The sequence below is a fragment of the Kurthia gibsonii genome, assembly GCF_006539985.1.
GTDB classification, from domain to species: Bacteria; Bacillota; Bacilli; order Bacillales_A; family Planococcaceae; genus Kurthia; species Kurthia gibsonii.
In genome coordinates this window covers 39,399-57,708 of sequence record NZ_BJOB01000015.1, presented here as the reverse complement: position 1 = coordinate 57,708, position 18,310 = coordinate 39,399, and the positions used below count along the sequence as shown (strand labels likewise).

At 36.3% G+C, this 18,310-nt stretch carries 21 protein-coding genes and 1 tRNA gene; 1 reads left to right on the top strand and 21 read right to left on the bottom strand.

Annotation, left to right across the window (positions count from 1 at the left end):
* Positions 1-3: 3 nt before the first annotated feature.
* The 15 genes from KGI01_RS06775 to acpS form a co-directional block, all read right to left on the bottom strand.
* A tRNA-Asn gene (locus KGI01_RS06775) sits at positions 4-80 on the bottom strand.
* Between the two features lie 93 nt (positions 81-173).
* On the bottom strand, positions 174-608 hold the full coding sequence (locus KGI01_RS06770) for a SprT family protein (RefSeq protein ID WP_141274062.1): 435 nt from the start codon (positions 606-608) through the stop codon (positions 174-176).
* 72 nt (positions 609-680) lie between these two features.
* On the bottom strand, positions 681-2,834 hold the full coding sequence (locus tag KGI01_RS06765) for a Tex family protein (protein ID WP_141274061.1): 2,154 nt from the start codon (positions 2,832-2,834) through the stop codon (positions 681-683).
* Between the two features lie 57 nt (positions 2,835-2,891).
* Positions 2,892-3,491: a SpoIIE family protein phosphatase gene (locus KGI01_RS06760; RefSeq protein ID WP_141274060.1), complete on the bottom strand. Its 600-nt coding sequence runs from the start codon at positions 3,489-3,491 to the stop codon at positions 2,892-2,894.
* Positions 3,492-3,493: 2 nt separating this feature from the next.
* Positions 3,494-4,273: an RNA polymerase sigma factor SigB gene (sigB, locus tag KGI01_RS06755; protein WP_068450609.1), complete on the bottom strand. Its 780-nt coding sequence runs from the start codon at positions 4,271-4,273 to the stop codon at positions 3,494-3,496.
* Entirely contained in the window at positions 4,251-4,721 is a 471-nt protein-coding gene (gene rsbW, locus KGI01_RS06750) for an anti-sigma B factor RsbW (RefSeq protein WP_068450608.1), read from the bottom strand. Before rsbW ends, sigB begins: the two co-directional genes overlap by 23 nt.
* Positions 4,708-5,049 (bottom strand): anti-sigma factor antagonist, encoded by a 342-nt coding sequence (locus KGI01_RS06745; protein WP_141274059.1) that lies wholly within the window; start codon positions 5,047-5,049, stop codon positions 4,708-4,710. Before KGI01_RS06745 ends, rsbW begins: the two co-directional genes overlap by 14 nt.
* A 73-nt stretch (positions 5,050-5,122) precedes the next feature.
* On the bottom strand, positions 5,123-6,136 hold the full coding sequence (locus KGI01_RS06740; RefSeq protein ID WP_141274058.1) for a PP2C family protein-serine/threonine phosphatase: 1,014 nt from the start codon (positions 6,134-6,136) through the stop codon (positions 5,123-5,125).
* Between the two features lie 15 nt (positions 6,137-6,151).
* Entirely contained in the window at positions 6,152-6,550 is a 399-nt protein-coding gene (locus tag KGI01_RS06735; protein ID WP_087681120.1) for an anti-sigma regulatory factor, read from the bottom strand.
* Entirely contained in the window at positions 6,547-6,918 is a 372-nt protein-coding gene (locus KGI01_RS06730) for an STAS domain-containing protein (RefSeq protein ID WP_141274057.1), read from the bottom strand. Before KGI01_RS06730 ends, KGI01_RS06735 begins: the two co-directional genes overlap by 4 nt.
* A complete protein-coding gene (locus KGI01_RS14155; RefSeq protein ID WP_304364145.1) occupies positions 6,918-7,727 on the bottom strand; it encodes an STAS domain-containing protein in 810 nt (269 codons plus the stop codon). The genes KGI01_RS06730 and KGI01_RS14155 overlap by 1 nt, the downstream gene beginning before the upstream one ends.
* A 174-nt stretch (positions 7,728-7,901) precedes the next feature.
* The gene (locus KGI01_RS06720) at positions 7,902-8,252 is read right to left on the bottom strand and encodes a type II toxin-antitoxin system PemK/MazF family toxin (RefSeq protein ID WP_068450600.1); all 351 of its coding nucleotides are present in this window, start codon (positions 8,250-8,252) and stop codon (positions 7,902-7,904) included.
* Positions 8,253-8,256: 4 nt separating this feature from the next.
* Positions 8,257-8,535: a transcriptional regulator gene (locus KGI01_RS06715; protein WP_255314754.1), complete on the bottom strand. Its 279-nt coding sequence runs from the start codon at positions 8,533-8,535 to the stop codon at positions 8,257-8,259.
* 148 nt (positions 8,536-8,683) lie between these two features.
* Positions 8,684-9,802 carry an alanine racemase gene (gene alr, locus KGI01_RS06710; protein WP_373863122.1) on the bottom strand — a complete coding sequence of 373 codons (1,119 nt, stop codon included), beginning with the start codon at positions 9,800-9,802 and terminating at the stop codon, positions 8,684-8,686.
* Positions 9,803-9,896: 94 nt separating this feature from the next.
* Positions 9,897-10,262: a holo-ACP synthase gene (gene acpS / locus KGI01_RS06705; protein WP_141274054.1), complete on the bottom strand. Its 366-nt coding sequence runs from the start codon at positions 10,260-10,262 to the stop codon at positions 9,897-9,899.
* 69 nt (positions 10,263-10,331) lie between these two features.
* Here acpS and KGI01_RS06700 point away from each other — a divergent pair, with 69 nt between their 5' ends.
* On the top strand, positions 10,332-10,937 hold the full coding sequence (locus KGI01_RS06700) for a rhomboid family intramembrane serine protease (RefSeq protein ID WP_141274053.1): 606 nt from the start codon (positions 10,332-10,334) through the stop codon (positions 10,935-10,937).
* 37 nt (positions 10,938-10,974) lie between these two features.
* On the opposite strand, the gene KGI01_RS06695 is transcribed toward KGI01_RS06700, so the two are convergent.
* The 6 genes from KGI01_RS06695 to KGI01_RS06670 all read right to left on the bottom strand — a co-directional run bounded on the left by KGI01_RS06695 (position 10,975) and on the right by KGI01_RS06670 (position 18,182).
* Positions 10,975-12,453, bottom strand: a complete 1,479-nt coding sequence (locus KGI01_RS06695) for a PH domain-containing protein (protein WP_141274052.1) — start codon at positions 12,451-12,453, stop codon at positions 10,975-10,977.
* Complete coding sequence (locus KGI01_RS06690) at positions 12,446-12,922, bottom strand: PH domain-containing protein (RefSeq protein WP_141274051.1); 477 nt, start codon at positions 12,920-12,922, stop codon at positions 12,446-12,448. Before KGI01_RS06690 ends, KGI01_RS06695 begins: the two co-directional genes overlap by 8 nt.
* Positions 12,923-13,055: 133 nt before the next feature.
* Complete coding sequence (locus KGI01_RS06685; protein WP_141274050.1) at positions 13,056-14,630, bottom strand: degradosome RNA helicase CshA; 1,575 nt, start codon at positions 14,628-14,630, stop codon at positions 13,056-13,058.
* A 308-nt stretch (positions 14,631-14,938) separates the two neighbouring features.
* Positions 14,939-15,667 (bottom strand): alpha/beta hydrolase, encoded by a 729-nt coding sequence (locus KGI01_RS06680; protein ID WP_141274049.1) that lies wholly within the window; start codon positions 15,665-15,667, stop codon positions 14,939-14,941.
* Between the two features lie 67 nt (positions 15,668-15,734).
* Positions 15,735-17,099 carry a UDP-N-acetylmuramoyl-tripeptide--D-alanyl-D-alanine ligase gene (locus tag KGI01_RS06675; protein WP_141274048.1) on the bottom strand — a complete coding sequence of 455 codons (1,365 nt, stop codon included), beginning with the start codon at positions 17,097-17,099 and terminating at the stop codon, positions 15,735-15,737.
* Between the two features lie 15 nt (positions 17,100-17,114).
* Positions 17,115-18,182, bottom strand: a complete 1,068-nt coding sequence (locus KGI01_RS06670) for a D-alanine--D-alanine ligase (RefSeq protein ID WP_141274047.1) — start codon at positions 18,180-18,182, stop codon at positions 17,115-17,117.
* Positions 18,183-18,310 lie beyond the last annotated feature (128 nt).

Below are 18,310 nucleotides of genomic sequence, written 5' to 3'. Positions count from 1 at the left end.
CCATGGCTCCGTTGGCAGGACTCGAACCTGCGACCCTCTGATTAACAGTCAGATGCTACTACCAACTGAGCTACAACGGAGTAATATGATGTCGTTCAAGTGCGTATCATCTTGTCGACTTTTACTATTATAAAGAGCTTTCCTCAAAACGTCAACTACTTTTTCAAAAAAAGTTATTTTTTTAAATATATTCTTCCTGAACACTTGCTACAACAGTATTTTTGAATATTTATCTTTCTCATTCTAGGATAGTTTTGATGACAGCTTTCACAAATATATAGCCACTTCGATGTTGTGATTGGGCGACAATATCTTGGTGAACCTGTTTGTTTCAATAACATTTTAAAATCTAAATCTCTGTGTCGATAACCTTTTCCTTCTATATGTAAGTGGTAATGACAAAGCTCATGTTTAATAATTCCTTCTACTTCTCGCTCTCCATACACTTCTAAATACTTTGGATTAATCTCAATATTATGTGTTTGTAATAAATAACGTCCTCCCGTTGTTCGAAGGCGTTTATTAAATACAGCTTGATGTCGAAATGGTTTTTTAAAGTATGTCATTGAAACTTCTTGTACCCATAAAGTTAATTGTTCATAATTCATATTCATTTCCTCCATAAAAAATAAGAATGAATAAGCATATAGCCTTCTTCATTCTTACTCTTATAGTATAACTTATTTTTCAGGCACAATCATGGTTAATGATACGCGTCCTTTTTTCTCATCTACTTGATCTACATAGACAGTTACAATATCACCAAGTGCTACAACGTCTAAAGGATGTTTTACAAAACCTTTTTTCAATTTTGAAATATGAACTAAACCATCTTGCTTCACACCAATATCTACGAAGGCACCAAAGTCTACAACATTTCGGACAGTCCCTTGTAGCTCCATCCCTGCCTTTAAGTCTTCCATTTTTAAAACATCTTGCTTCAGTAATGGTTGCGGAAAAGCATCACGCGGGTCACGCGATGGCTTCATTAACATATCAATTACATCTTTAACCGTAATCTCACCCACATTAAAACGCTCTGATAGTTCAGCGATTGTAAAATGTGAAATCGCTTCTTCGGCTTCTTTTGTTCCAATCTGTTTTACTGTTAGCCCTGCTACTTCTAAAATAGATTTAGCTAATGCATAACTCTCTGGATGAATCCCTGTACCATCTAAAGGGTTTTTCGCATCTGAAATACGTAAAAAGCCAATCGCCTGTTCATACGTTTTTGCACCAAGACGTGGAATCTTCTTCAATTGTGTACGTGCAGTAAATTTACCTTGTTCACTTCTTATACGCACAATGTTCTCTGCTACCGTCTTTGACAATCCAGAAATATGTTGTAATAGTGATGAAGACGCTGTATTGACGTCCACACCTACTTGGTTTACAGCTGTTTCGACAACAAAATCAAGAGAAGATACTAGCTTCTTTTGTGATACGTCATGTTGATACTGCCCTACTCCAACTGCCTTTGGTTCAATCTTAACCAGTTCTGCTAACGGATCTTGCAAACGACGCGCAATTGAAATCGCACTTCTTTGCTCTACTTGTAAATCAGGGAACTCGTCACGCGCTACCTCAGAAGCAGAGTACACACTTGCTCCTGCCTCATTCACAATGACATATGCCGTATTACTTGAAGCTTCTTTTAATACTTCTGCTACGAATGCTTCTGACTCACGTGATGCCGTACCGTTACCAATCGCAATAATATCAATCGGATACTTATTTAATAGTTGAAGTAATGTATTTTTAGCTTCTTCTGGTTTTGCTTTAGGTGGATGTGGATAGATTACCGATAGGTCTAAAAACTTCCCTGTATCATCTACCACTGCTAATTTACAACCTGTACGATAAGCAGGATCTAAACCTAATACATATTTACCTTTCATTGGCGGTTGTAATAATAAGTTACGAAGATTTTCAGAGAAGATATGAATCGCTTGATTCTCGGCTCTCTCTGTCAATTCACTTCTTACTTCTCTTTCAATAGAAGGTGCAAGCAATCTTTTATAACTATCTGCAATTACTTCTTCTAAATACGCATGTGCCGGTGACATTTTTGGTTTTAACCATTTATTTCGCATAGCCGTATGAATCTTTACAGGTTCTACGTGTATGCCCACTTTTAAAATTTCTTCTTTTTCACCACGATTCATCGCTAAAATACGATGTGGCACTACTTTTTTTAGTGGTTCTTCATAATCATAGTAAATCTCAAAAACGCTTTTTTCATCTTGAGTAGCATCTTTTACTGTAGTGCGAATCACACCATCTTGCCATGTGATTTTTCGAATTTGTTCACGAATAGTTGGTTCATCCGCAAACTGCTCTGCTAAAATATCACAAGCTCCTTGCAAAGCATCTTCTATTGTCACTACCTCTTCAGTTATAAACTGTTTCGCATATTTAATAGGTGATTCATTCGATTGTGTAAGTAACCATTCTGCAAAAGGTTCTAGACCTTTTGCTTTTGCGACTGTCGCTTTTGTTTTTCGTTTTTGTTTGTATGGACGATATAAATCTTCTACCTTCTTCAACACAGTAGCATCACGTATTGATTTTTCAAGTTCAGGTGTTAATTTTTGCTGCTCATTTATTAACCGTACCACTTCTTCTTTTCTTTGTTCAAGTTGTTGAATGTAATGATGACGATCTTCTATATTTTTAATTTGTACTTCATCTAAAGAGCCTGTTACTTCTTTACGATAACGTGCAATAAAAGGAACTGTATTTCCTTCTTCTAATAATTCAATTACTTGATTCACTTGTTGTGGTTTAATATTTAACTCTTGCGCTATTAATTTATTCATAGTTACTCGTTCCATTTGAATCCCTCCAATATTAGTAGTGTATCAAAATACATAAAAAAAAGCCTATTCTACTTAGAATAGGCGTGCTGCGATTAAACTTGCATCATCGTTTTTTAAGGTTAAATAAGATGATTGTACTTGCTGCAATTTAATAAATTCATTCTCTAAAAGTAGGCTTCGAATATCTGTGATTTCTATCCCATCCGTATGTAATAAGAAAAAATCTCCTTTTTTATACTCTAACGCTTGTACAACAAAATGTTGAGTCCGTCCTGAAAGATAACCTCTCATCTGTCTCGGATAAATTACCTTACCTTCACTAGGTCGAAATATATAACAAGAAATGTTTCCAACACTCGCAAATTGAATATGGTTTCGTTGAAAACAAATTCGCATGACAGCAGCCACAGCGCCGCGTAACCCTAACATTTTTAAATCACTACGCCTAAGCAATTCACTTAATTCTAATTCGGGATTTTCTTCTAATTCTTTAATAACAACGGTAGCTGAAGCATTTGCTTCAGTACCGCTACCCAGACCATCTGCTATTGCTAAAATACAAATGTTCTCAAATAATTTAACAGTCAATGCATCACCACTAATAGTAGCATCATTTTTAGCTCGAATCATCGTTGTATAATGCATAAAATTATTTCTACCTTCTGTCTGCATAATTAGACACCCCCAGAAGAAATAATTGCTTGTTGTAATTTTTTTATGGCCTTTCTTTGAAGTCGTGAAACATGCATTTGAGATATCCCCAATCTTTCACCAGCTTCTTTTTGACTTAATTGTTCTAAATAAGTTAATTGAATGATTTGCTTTTCACGTTCTGAAAGGACGCTCATTGCATCTGCTACAATCATTCTTCGATTAGTTTTTTCGTACTCTTCATCTTCTCTTCCAACTACATCAAATAATGTAACCGTACTACCATCTGAATCAGACTCGATTGAATGATCCATCGAAAGAGCCTGATAACTTCGACTCATCTCCATCGCTTCTAACACTTCTTCTTCTGTTACTTCTAATCGTTCAGCAACTTCTGAAACTTTTGGCGAACGCTGCAATTCAGTTGTTAGTAATTCAACGGTCGATTTAATTCTTGGGCCTAATTCTTTGATTCTTCTAGGAACATGAACATCCCAAGTTTTATCTCGTAAGAAACGCTTAATTTCACCAATAATCGTAGGCACCGCAAAAGCTTCGAAACTTCTTCCAAAGTCTGGATCAAAACGTCTTATTGCTCCTAGTAAACCTAGCATACCTACTTGAACAATATCATCATGATAGGAACGTCCATTGGAATATTTTCGCGCAATTGATTCTACTAAATATTGATAATGTAATACCAAATTCGTTTGTGCATCATCATCTTCATTTTCTTGATACTTTTGGATCCATTCTAATACTTGTTCCTTAGAAGCAGATTTAGAAGGTGTCCGTTTCCACATGCTCCTTCACCTGCTCTCGTGCAACATATTTTGTCATGAAAACTGTAACACCGTTGTCATTTAAGACTTTTACTTCATCCATTAAGCTTTCGATTAAAAATAGGCCGAGGCCACCTTCTCTTATAAATTCTGCGTTTGTTTCTTCGTCGTAAGGTCCTACTTTTTCTCTAACTTCTTCAAAATCAAAGCTCTTACCGTAATCAGCAATCATAATTTCAATTTTATCAGTATATATAGCACAACCAACAACTACCTCACCTTGTTCTGCTTCTGGATAAGCGTGTTGAATTGCATTCGTAATTGCTTCACTTGAAGCAATCTTAATATCTTCAATGTCATCGTATGAAAACCCAATTCGGTTTGCTAATCCTGAAATTGCCAATCTAGTTATTCCTACATATTGAGTTTTCGATGGTACTCTCATTTCGAAATAATCAAATTCTCTCATGGTCGTTCACAGCCCCTTCTTTCTCTATATGGATTACTCCGCTAAGACCTGTAATGTCAAATAGTCTTTGTAAACGTTGAGATAGCCCTACCAAAACAAGTCTTCCTTTATTTGCTGTTACATTTTTGTAGAAAGCTACAATGACACCTAGTCCTGTACTGTCCATATAACTTACTTCTGACAAATTCAATTCAACTAGCATATCTTCTTGAATATCAACAGCTAATAATTCTTCTCTTAAACTCGGAGCAGTGAAAGCGTCAACTTCTCCACTCACCATACTTAACACCTTATTTTCCTCTTTATTAATCTCTATTTTAAAATTCATATTTTAGCACCCCAATTTTTTATAACAGTCTATTAATACTGAATACCTTTTTTTTAAACATCTTAAACATAGGCTAATCATCTTCTTTTTTCAATACAACAAAAGTTAGGTCATCTGCAAGATTTTGGAACTGTGATAATTTTTCAATCTCATGGAAAATAGCCTCTGCTAATTGCTGTGGTATTTTGTCTTTATGTTTAAAAATCAAATCGGTTAATTCAGACTTTTCTAAAAACCGATCGTCCACCCTACATTCAGTTACACCATCTGTCATAATAATTACCATATCGCCTTTTGCCAACTGTACACTTCTCTCTTGGTTATGAACATCAGGTAATACGCCTAATAATAGACCTTCAGACTCTAGTTCAATAAATTTACCATCTTTTGCACGATACAATAATGCAGGTTCATGTCCAGCTGAGCAATAAGTAAATGTAGATTGCACGACATCATATCGTCCATAAAACATGGAAATGAACATATTATCAGTTTTTTCTACAATGCGATTTAAAACATCCATAGCATAAGAGGGGCTGATACTCGGCTGCCCAAGTGTATCTAAACCATTCTTAACCATAGACATACAAAGTGCAGCCGGAATACCTTTTCCTACTACATCCGCGACACCTACTCCGACAAAACGTTTGGAATCTCCTTGGTAATAGATATAATCTCCATTCATTTTTCGAGCTGGAACAGAGATACTCCCAATAGAAAGACCATCAATTGTTGGAATCGTCGTTTTTAACATTGTCTTTTGAACATTCGCAGCAAGTTCTAGTTCATGATCCATTTCTTCCTGGTTCTTCAACAAAATTTTATGTTCACGTAAAGCTAAACCATATTGAATCATAAATTCAGTTAAAAAGTCCAAAGCATTTTTCATACCATCCGTAAACTCTTCACTACCTTCATAAATTTCCGCAAGAGAATCTTTATGAATACTAATTACTTCTTCTGGTGTAATATCTTTTTGTACCAAACGCCTGCTAAAGTTTTGGCCTAAATATAAATTACGCTCAGTTTGATACTGTAAATATTGTCCTAGAAGCATTGTGTACTGTTTTTTTATTTCATTTGTCATGCACTCATCACTTCCTCATCGGAGCCATTTAATGATTCTCACAATTGTCCCTTCATTGACGGTTGTTTGAATGTCAAATTCATCCATTAATCTGCGCACACCTGGCAAACCAGCACCTAGGCCTTGAGAAGTTGAATAACCGTCTTGCATGACAAGACGAATATCTTCAATACCCGGTCCTTCATCTTGTGCAACAATTTTAATCCCTTTTGTACCGCTCATATCAATTGTTTCAATCAGTATTCGGCCTTTATCTGCATATAAATAGATATTTCGTGCTAATTCACTAATTGCAGTCGTAATACGCGCCTGGTCTACCGCGCCAAATCCAATACGCTTCGCTTCGTTTCTTCCAAGTTGACGTGCCTCAACAATATCCCACTCTGTTAATATTTCAACAAAAGATTCACTCATATCTTTCTGCCCCCCAGTGCTTTCTGGAGTTTCGTAAGACCACCTTCTAAATCAAGTGCTGTAATAACGTCTTTCAAATAAATTCCTAACTCCACCAGTGTAATAGCTATACTAGGTTGAATACCAGTAATTGTTACTTTTGCTCCCATCAAGGAGGTCATACGAATAATGTCGCCCAAAATACGAGCAATAAAGGAATCAATAAATTCAATACAACTTAAGTCAATTACAACTCCTCTAGCTTTTACTTCACTCAACTTTTGTAAAAGATCCGTTTGAAATTGCATAGCTGTAGGATCATCTAATTCTGATTGAATCGATACAATTAGACAATCTTGTAATTTTAAAATTGGGATGTTTAGCACCATTAATGAATCACCTCACGAATGCATCGATTTGTCTCTTCTAGTGCTTTCTCTATTCCTTCTTGAAGTGTTCCCAATGTCGTGACATCTGATAAATTAACACCCAACTGGACAATCGTTTGCGCAATTTCAGGACGGATTCCTACTAACATACTTTTACCACCTACAATATGAATAGCATTTACGACTTCTATTAAATGATGAGCTACCACTGTATCAAGAACTAGCAAACCGGTAATATCAATTAGTACAACTTCTGATTTATTCGATACAACTGCATGTAAAACATTTTCCATAATTTGCTTTGCTCGATCTCTATCAATAGCACCAATAATTGGAATGACAATTACGCGATCAAATACAGGAATAATGGGTGTAGATAGTTCCTGTAAGGCAATTTTTTGTAAATGAATAATTTTATTATAGCGTTCTTGTTCATACTTTAATAATTCTATAGATAGAGAATGAACTATTTTACGTAAATATTGCAAAATCTCCATTGACTCTGCTGGCTTTTTATCTTTTTGATTCCGCAATACATAATATGTACTCGTTTCAAAAGCCTCGATAAAGGGAAATAATTGGACAGCTGTTCTATTAAGTGTTCCTAATTCTCGGACAAATTTTTGGATATCTAAATGATTCAAAAAATTTCTGATGTATCTCATCGTTTGCTCTAGCATCTTTTCAAATAATTCTTCTTGAAGACTACCCGTAGCCATCTCTGACTCATCAGCCCTTAATTGTTCTTGCCAAACATCTTCAACTTCTTGTAAATGATCTTTTAAAAATCGAATCGTGGCTTTTTCCAATCAATACCCCTCCCTATCTGTTATATATGCAATTGTATCTCAAATCTTACATTTATTCACTTTTTATTCCTTGTTTTATAAAAATCGAGAAAGCACCACCAATACTATTACCATTTTTAAGAAATTAAAAACACCAGATTAAAAAACCTGATGTTTTCACTCTATGTATAGCTTTTAAAATTTTAATAATCCTAAACTAATAGCCAAAGCATCTTCTACTTCTTTCATCAGTGGCTGATCCAGTTGTGTAATTTTGTCAGTCAAACGTGATTTATCAATCGTACGTAGTTGTTCTAATAAAATAACTGAATCTCGTTCAAATCCGTATTTCTTTGCATCAATTTCGACATGGGTTGGTAACTTTGCTTTTTGAATTTGCGCTGTAATTGCTGCGATAATCACCGTAGGACTAAAGCGATTCCCGATATCGTTTTGAATTACCAAAACTGGTCGAGTACCGCCTTGTTCTGATCCCACTACTGGTGATAAGTCAGCAAAAAAAACGTCTCCACGTTTTACATTCAAATTGTCATCCTCCGCAAACGAGTCGCTCCACCATATGTTCTGCTTCATATTCTAAATGTAGACATTCGCTACATATAGTTAAGTTAATTTGAGACATTTCGGCATATCCCTTAACCATAGCTTCTCGTATATCATTTTTATGAGTCATCTTTTTATATCGTTTCGTTGGTACATATAAATTTTGTTCAGACATAATAGATTGTTGATAAGCTTGCTCGATGTTCTCTGTAACTATATTTGATGATTTCGGTAGAATCGTTTCATTTATACTGTTTTGAACCACAGCTCGCACCTCCAAAAAGTTCCCTTTTATCATATCGAAATTTTCTATGTTAGAACAATCTTATCATTCTAGCAATAGAAAGGAAAGGTCTTTTCTAAGAGTTATGCCATAAAAAAATAGATTTCTCTAAATTTATAACATTTTTTTATCATTCTTTATAATAAACTCTCGGCACGCGTGCAGTCAGTATACATGCTATTTCATATGGAATTGTATGAAGGCGATCTGCCCATTCTTGCATCGTAATTTGGTCTGTTCCTTGTTTACCAATCAAAACTACTTTTTCACCTAATGGGAAACTATGAGGTAATCGAACCATTAACTGATCCATACAAATTCTACCTACGATTGGTACGCGAACACCGCCTACAAGAACTTCTTGCCCTTGTAAACCACGTAACACACCATCAGCATAACCAATTGGTAAAGTTGCAATCCATTCACCATCTTCTTGCGCTTCATAGGTTGCACCGTATCCTACGTGTTCACCCTTTTTCAATTGTTTCACGTGAACAATCTCTGTTTCAAGTTGAAGTGCTGGATGAATTGTAAAAGGTAGATGTTCTCCTACATAACTTGAAGGTAGTAAGCCATACATAGAAATACCAAAGCGAACTGCATCAAACTCTACATGGTCTTTTGTTAAAGAAGCTGCTGTGTTTGCTGCATGAACTAAACGAGGTTTGGTTGGTAATTGATTGACTAAGTGTATAAACACATCTTTTTGTTGGTCATAGTATGTAGAGTCTTCCTCGTCTGCTGTTGCAAAATGCGTGAAAACACCATCAAGTTCAAACTCGGGGGATGATTGAATACCATGATATAGTGCGAGCATCTCTTGTTCATTTCGCACGCCAATTCTTCCCATCCCACTATCAACTTTCATATGTACTTTAACAGGAACGTCTAAAGTTGAAAATTGTTCTTTCGCCGCTCCTAACCAATCCATTGAAAAGACTGTTAGTGTAATATGCTCTTTCGCTGCAAATGGAATAAACGAAACGGGTACGGCGCCTAATACTAAAATCGGTATCTTTGAAAACACTTCTCTAAGGTGTAAAGCTTCATCTGGCGTAGCAACTGCTAACATCGTAACCCCTGCTTCAATCGCTGCTTTTGAGACTTCTACATCTCCATGTCCATATGCATTTGCTTTCACAACTGCAATAATTTCAGCGTCGGTATGTAAGTGATTTCGTAACCCTTTAATATTTTTTTGTATAGCTGTCAGATCAACATGAGCTGTTGTTGGTCTAAAATGTGTCATGTTCATTACCTCTTTTTATTTTTTATTCGTACTAAGGTAAAGAATGTATATACCAACATTCTTTGTTTACCCTACTTTTTCAGAAAATAACCATTTATTGTGAATTTCTTTCCATTAAAATGACTTGAGCAGCAGCATATTCTTTCGAATGTGTGATACTAACTAATCCATCTACTTTTTGTTGCTTAAAATAAAGAATAGGTTGTCCTTTTTCATTCGGTAAGATTTCAATATCATGCAACTTACAATCTCGCCCTAACCCTGTACCATTCGCTTTTGAATAAGCCTCTTTCGCTGAAAAACGTCCTGCTAAAAACTCAAGTTGTCTTCTTGTTTTTAATTGCTCAAAAATAGCCATTTCGCGCTCCGTTAAAATACGCGTTTTAAACTTAGGGCTTAGATCGTTTGATTTTTGAATACGTGCAATTTCAACTATATCCAAGCCAATTCCTTTAATCATCTTCGCTTCTCCCTTCTCTCTACGAACTGTTCCATGTATAATATTTATATTACACGATGAGGTGACAAAATGTTTAATCGAACTGAAAATCTTTCACTTTATATTAAAAAGTACCCCGTAATTTCTGTTTTAATCGGTATGAACTTGGTCGTATATCTACTTGGTTTGATTCCAGGTATAGGAAACAATCTATATGCTCTTGGTATCGCATATAATTATTCCATCTCTCAAGGTGAGTATTGGCGACTTATTACAGCCATGTTTTTACATGGTGGCTTCTTACACTTACTTTTCAACATGTTTGGTTTATATGTATTTGGTCCTGAGTTAGAACAATTAGCTGGTAAGTTACGATTCTTCTCCATCTACTTCATCTCAGGATTACTTGCAAATGTTGCAACCTATGTTGTTGAGCCACTAAACTACGCTTCACTTGGTGCAAGCGGTGCAATCTTTGGTATTTTTGGCGCTTACTTAGCATTGGTATATCACACGCGCAAAATTTTACCGCAACTAAAACAATTAATCCTTCCTTTAGTTGCAATTTCTGTTATTATGACATTCGTCCAATCAAACATTAATATTACAGCTCACTTAGTTGGATTAGCTGTCGGTTTTATTTTAGGAATGTTCCAATTTACACCAAAACGTATCCGTCGTTTTAGAGAAAAATAAAAAATGAGAAGTAGCTTGTTCGCTGCTTCTCATTTTTTTATTTATTCGGTTGATACCATTTAAATAGTTGACTGATCGCTTGTAAATCAAAATGCTTCAGGTGTGCTGTAAAACCTGTCGTACTCGACATAATATGAACATGGCATGAAGCGATATCCTTTCGCTCAGCAAAATAACTCTGTGTTACGCGCATCGATTGAATTCGATTCTTTTGCACAACAAATGTTGTTTTACTGAAATAACGATGTACAATCGTTAACTGTAAATGATTTACTGCAAAACCAGCTGTTTTATACTGCCAATATGCACGCAACAGTATAAGCGGAATTAGTACAATACTCCACATACCGTATGGGTAGAAGTAATAACTAACGAATCCAACTGGAATAAGTGGTACATAGATTGGATTTAATAAATAACGAATTAAAGACTTCTTTGGCACCTTTGTATACGTTGTTTCCCAAACGTACTCGGGGAATAATTCTTGTAAAATACGAATTGCATTTTTCTTTTTTATGAAAGGTAGTAGGACGACTTGATCTTCTTTTTCATCGCCTGAACCACCTGCACTATCAATAATGACACGACAGTAACCAAATAATTGACGAATTGGATTTTCGATTATACGAATTCCTTGTACACGATTCATTTGAAGTGTCGTTCTCTTTTTCTCTAAAAGCCCCTTTGATAAAAAGAGCTGTTCTTCTGTTCTTTCAAGTTTAAAACCGTAGTTCACAAAATAAGAAATGAGAATTGCTACTGCCCATGATAATAAAATAGCTCCTAATACAATTAAAATAATAAAGAGGACTCCAAAACGAACAATATTCTGCACCTCTCCGTAAATGCGCTCGTACGGAATAAAATCATTAAACTGTGAAGCGATGGCAGCGACAGCAGAGAATAAAATCCCCATACTACTCGAAGTTGTTGCTAATAAAATTAATTCCTTCGTGTTGATTTGATAGATAAACTCTTTTTCAATACGAATTTCAGCGACATCTTCGATTGTACCATCCTCAGCTACAACCACTTCTTGTTTTGCTTTTTTCATTTCAAGTTCAATTCGACTGGCTTGCTCGCGTGTAATCGCAGTCAAACTTACTTCTGCATCTGCTGAACCACCAGCTGTTTCAACATCCACACGTACTAATTTAAAAGGTCTATGTAAAATCCCTTCTTTATAGTTCAATGTTTGAATGCGTTCAAATGGAATATACCGTTTATTTTTTACGAATAAACCATATTCGATTCGCAACTCGCCATCTTCAAACCAATAAATAAATTTACGCCATTTAATCCATGCAAAGATAAAAACAATGCATAAGAAGAGAATCGCTCCTCCGAGAACAAAAAGCGTCGGATAAAAATTCTCACCGTCTGATGGGTCTAAACTAAGCTCTAATTTTGTACTAAATACAAAAATGACAACAGGTAATAATAATGTTTTAATCGCATTAAAAAAATTAATGGCGATTGTAATAGGGTGTAGACGCATAACTTGTTCATTAGACATCTTCTTCAGCCACCCTTGCTAATTTAGAAATTCTTCTTCGTAATTCATCTGCTTCTTCCATTTGTAAAGCAGGAATCGTATGTGTAGTTGCTGCAGTTGAAATCGAAATTTCTGCTAAATTATACTTCTTTAAAATCGGTCCTTGCACCGTATCAACATGCTGTACACGAATCATCGGTACGAGTGTTCTCTCAACTACAAACAACCCTGATTGCACTTCAATTTCCTGTTCACGCACTTCATAACGCCAGCGCTGCCAACGAATTTTCGGAAATAAGTAAATACCACAAAAAGCTTCAATTACCCATAACCCTAAAACTGTATATGGAATCCATTTATACCATTCAAAATAATACGTTAAGAAAAAAATAAGAGCAGTAATTAATAATGCAATGCCCGAAAAAATACATGCATGAATTCGCCAAACGGTTAATCCTTTTGAATCAATTTGATATTTTAATTCATCCACCTTAGATATGCCTCCTTTTCCAAAGATTTGGAATCTACTTAATTATACGTATTATAACAAAAAGCGTTCCATTTTTTATGTATAAAAAAACTCATGAATCGCTCGAAAGCCATTCATGAGTTGTATATGTTGATTAATCTTCGCTTGAGCGACGACGACGTTCGCCACCACGGTTATCACGACGACGATCTCCGCCACGTGAACCACCATCACGACGTTCGCTTGAAGAACGTTCACCGCGTGAACCACCGCGACGATCTCCACCGCCACTACGTGAGCCACCACGACGATCTCCACCGCGTGAACCGCCACTACGTGAACCACCACGGTATCCACCGCCGCTACGTCCACCACGTGAACCGCCACCATTTCCGCCGCCGCGACGCATTGGTAATGGACGCTCTTCAGAAATTTGGATTGGTGTATCATCTGGCTCGTTCGTTAATGATTTAAGAGCTGCTGCAACTAAATCAATTGCATCATTTGTAGCTAATAAGTCTTCAGCCATACTGCGGTAACCACTCGCATTATTTTTATTAACTAACTCTTGTAATTGTTCAACAGCTAATTTCTTTTGTCCTACTAAAGCTTCATCAGCAGTAGGTGGTTTTAAAGGTGTCATACGTTTTTTCGTTGTTTCTTCAACGATACGTAAGTAACCCATTTCACGAGGTGTTACGAATGTAACTGCCATACCTGATTTACCAGCACGACCTGTACGACCAATACGGTGAACGTATGATTCTGGATCTTGTGGAATATCAAAGTTGTAAACGTGTGTTACACCTGAAATATCTAAACCACGAGCTGCTACGTCTGTTGCTACTAATACATCAATTTTATTTTCTTTGAATTGACGTAATACAGAAAGACGTTTTGCTTGAGATAAGTCACCGTGAATACCTTCAGCAAGGTAACCGCGAATGCTTAATGCGTGAGATAATTCATCTACACGACGTTTTGTACGACCAAATACGATTGCAAGTTCTGGTTGGTGTACGTTTAATAAACGAGATAGAACGTCGAATTTTTCGCGTTCCTGTGCTTTTACGAAGAATTGTTCAATGTTATCCACTGTTAATTCTTTTGCTTTAATTTTTACGCTTTCTGGCTCAGTCATGAATGTATCTGCAATTTTACGAATTGCTGGAGGCATTGTTGCTGAGAATAAAAGTGTTTGGCGCTCAGCCGGTACGTTTTCAAGAATTGCATTGATATCCTCAATGAATCCCATGTTTAACATTTCGTCTGCTTCATCTAATACTAACGTTTCAACGTTTTCTAGTTTAAGCGTACGACGTTTAATGTGGTCTAAAATACGTCCTGGAGTACCTACGATAATTTGTGGTTTATTTTTTAATGCACGAATTTGGCGGCTAATGTCTTGTCCACCGTATACAGAAAGAATACGAGCACGTTTACCGTGACCAATTTTGTAGATTTCTTCTGAGCATTGGATGGCTAATTCGCGTGTAGGGGCAATTACTAATGCTTGAATTGCTTGATTTTTAGGGTCAATTTTTTCGATTAGTGGTACACCAAATGCTACTGTTTTACCAGTACCAGTTTGTGCTTGTCCGATGATATCGTTGCCTGCAATTGCTAGTGGAATTGTACCTTCTTGGATTGGTGTTGCTGATTCGAATCCCATGCGTTCTAGGGATTTTAATGTTAATTCGCTAATATTTAGTTCTGAAAAATTTGTCAAACTTCTCATTCTCCTTTTTCGTGTTTGAATTTGACAAATGGTTACATTTTCAGATGAAAACTAGGGCAAATCGAGCCTCATGTTAGGAAAATTCCTTAACTATTATATCTCTGTGGAATGCAGAGTAACTTTAGATAAAATAAAGCCCGGTCTTTGCCGAGCGGTTCAATTCTACGCTTTTTAACGGTAATATAGAATCGACCGTAATGTTCAAAAAAAAAGTACTCTCTCATCAATGTATGGAGAGTCTTCATATAAAATGTATCCATTGCTCTAATCATTCTAACACGACATAGACTTGTATGCAATCAATTACAATCAGGCATAATATTCTGATTTCTTTTATCGGCTATTATAAATTGAAATACTCGTTCAAACCACTCGTTTTGATCGTCACTATAACAAATATGATGTTCACCACTTTTTGAAAAATACATTTGCTTATCAACCGATTGAATCTGCTCATATAAAAATGATGCCGCTTCCTTTGGTACAACACCATCTTTTTCACCTTGTATAATCATCGTTGGTTGGTGAATTCGATGTAGGTACGGTAAGACTGTATGTACCACTTTAAAAAAATGTTTCATTGTTGGTACCGTCATATGACGCGTCTGGTTGATGGCAGCTTGCAAAAAACGTGCCTGTGCAGTTGTTAACTGCTTTCTTTGTTTGATCAGTTCCTTACATGTGAGAAATAATTTTTTTACATCCACAAATTTTGCTGCTGTACTTAAAAGAATTAATTTTTTCACACGGTAACGTAAGCCGAGGTAGAGTGCTAACAATCCCCCCATTGAAAAACCTACGACAATGACTTCATCCACTTGTTTTTCAAGTAGACGATAAGCATTTTCAACATCACGAAACCAATGTTCAGAACTAACTCCTTTCAAATTGAGTGCCTCACCATGACCTGTTAATGTTACGACTGAACATGTCCATTCGGAGCGTTTTCCCATTAAATAATCCACTAAAGGTTGCACTTCTGTTGTATTCCCCGTAAATCCATGAATAAACAATATTCCTCGTTTCAAGTAGGCTCCCTCCATTAAAAAAACGACTAATGTACTATACCCACATTAGTCGTTTTCTCACTGTATGTTATTGGAAGTGCTTTAGAATTGTCTCAAGTGCCATGCCACGAGAGCCTTTTAAAAGAATCATCGTTTTTTCATCAGTCTGTTGTTCAATTTTTTGAATAATTGGCTCATATGCTTGTTCAGACCAAACAACATCTACAGATGGATATTGCGTCTGAATTGCTTCATATAAAACTTTCATACGAGAGCCATATAGACAAATTGTTTGAATCTCATCAAAATCAATTGATTCGATTAAATCATGATGATATTGTTCTTCTTGTTCGCCAAGCTCTAACATATCACCAAGTACAATCCATTTATTTGGACGCATTTGAGTGGTAGACATGAACGTAAGTGCTGCACGAACCGAGGTTGGCGCTGCATTGTATGCGTCATTGATGAAGAGTAAAGGACCGCATGTTACAAGCTGCATACGCATATTTGTAAGGGATACGTGTTTTAAGGAAGTGCGAATTTGATTGTCTGTCAAACCGATTGTATGCGCTACTCCCATAACTGCTACTGTATTTTTCACTTGATGGCTACCGAGTACAGGAATCATAAACTGTCCGTTTAACAGACCATGCACTTCAAACTGACTTCCTTTTTCATTCGTTTCGATTTGATCTGCGTATAAATCATTCGTGCTTTCAAAACCAAACGAGGTAGTTTGTAGTCCTTTTTCTTGTGCGACTAACTCTTGTAACAACGGTTCATCACCATCAAAGAATAAGCGTCCATTTTCTTGTAGCCCTTGAATGATTTCAAACTTGGCTTTCGCAATACCAGCACGAGAGCCAAGTGCCTTCATATGCGCTTCACCAATATTTGTAATGATGACATGATGCGGCTTTGCCAGCTTCGTTAAAAACTCGATTTGTCCAAAACCATCCATACCCATCTCTAAAATGGCAAATTCCGTATCTTCGTCTAAAGATAAAATAGTAATAGGCATACCTAATTGATTATTAAAGTTACCCTCTGTTTTTTGAACTTTATAATACGGCATAAGCGTCCCAGCAAGTAAGTCCTTTGTTGAAGTCTTACCATTGGAACCTGTAATACCAATAAAAGTTGCTTGATGTTCTGCACGATACGCTTTCGCCATCTGCTGCAACGCTTCTTCTGCATCATCTACTAAAATAACAGGAATATTCGTCGGCATATTTGGTTCATCTTTTTGCCAAAGTGTCGCCGCTGCACCTGCTTCAATTGCTTGTTGAATATACTGATGCCCGTTCGTTTTTTCACCTTTAAAAGGAATGAATAAATCTCCTGGTTGTAAGGTACGTGTATTAATCGACACACCTGTAATCCATTCTTGTTGACCATTCACAGGCTCTTGTTGTAACCAGTTAGCTACTTGTTGAACTGTTTTTTTCATTTTACTTCCGCCACCTTATTGAAAATGAAGTTGTTGTTTCTCTTCAAAACGCTCAATTCCAAGTGTGATTAGCGCTTCAATTAATTCTGGATATGAAAGACCTGTATTTTTCCACAGAATCGGATACATACTTACAGGTGTAAAACCTGGTAATGTATTCACTTCGTTAATCAATACTTCATCATCTACTGTTACAAAGAAATCGGCACGTACTAAACCACTTCCGTCCAATACTTTAAATGCACGTTTTGCCATGTCCGTCATTTTTTGCTTAACTGCTTCTGAAACAGGTGCTGGAATTAATAATTCTGTACTACTATCTTTATATTTTGAATCATAGTCATAGAAATCAGTTAGAGGCTTGATTTCACCTGGAACAGATACTTTTGGTTCATCATTTCCTAGAACGGCCATTTCTACTTCACGTGCAACCACGCCTGTTTCGATAATGACTTTACGATCATATTTGAAAGCTACATCGATTGCCTCAATTAATTCTTGTTGATTTGAAGCTTTATTAACACCGACACTTGAACCAAGATTAGCTGGTTTTACAAACATTGGATACGTTAATTTTTCTTCCATTTCTTTTACAAGTGCTTGCTGTGATTTTTGCCATTCTTTACGAATAAAATACACATAAGGAACTTGTTTAAGACCTGCAATTTCAAATAGTTGCTTCATAACAACTTTATCCATCCCAGCAGATGAAGCAAGTACGCCACAACCCACATAAGGAATGTTTAATACTTCTAAAAATCCTTGTACTGTGCCATCTTCTCCGTATGTACCATGTAGTAGTGGGAATACAATATCAAAAGGTCGCTCTTGTTGTGATAGTAAGAAACTTGAGATGTCATGTGGTTGCGCATCTTTTTCTCGATTGAATTGTAATGCTTCTACTGTTTCTACAGGTGCTGTTAAATAAGCTCCTTTCACCCATTCACCTTCACGCGTAATATAAATTGGCACGATCTCGTATTGATCATAATTTAGCGCTTGTGTCACCGCTTTTGCTGTTGATAAAGACACCTCATGCTCTGCTGATTGACCACCGTATAAAAGACCCAATTTTTTCTTCATTTTGACTTCCTCCATATACTCCATTATTTTCTTTTTATCTGGAATCTGAAAATCTTTGAACTTTACAAGACGTATTCTATTTTAGAAGGTTGCACGAATGAACCTTTTAACATATACCCAAATTTCAA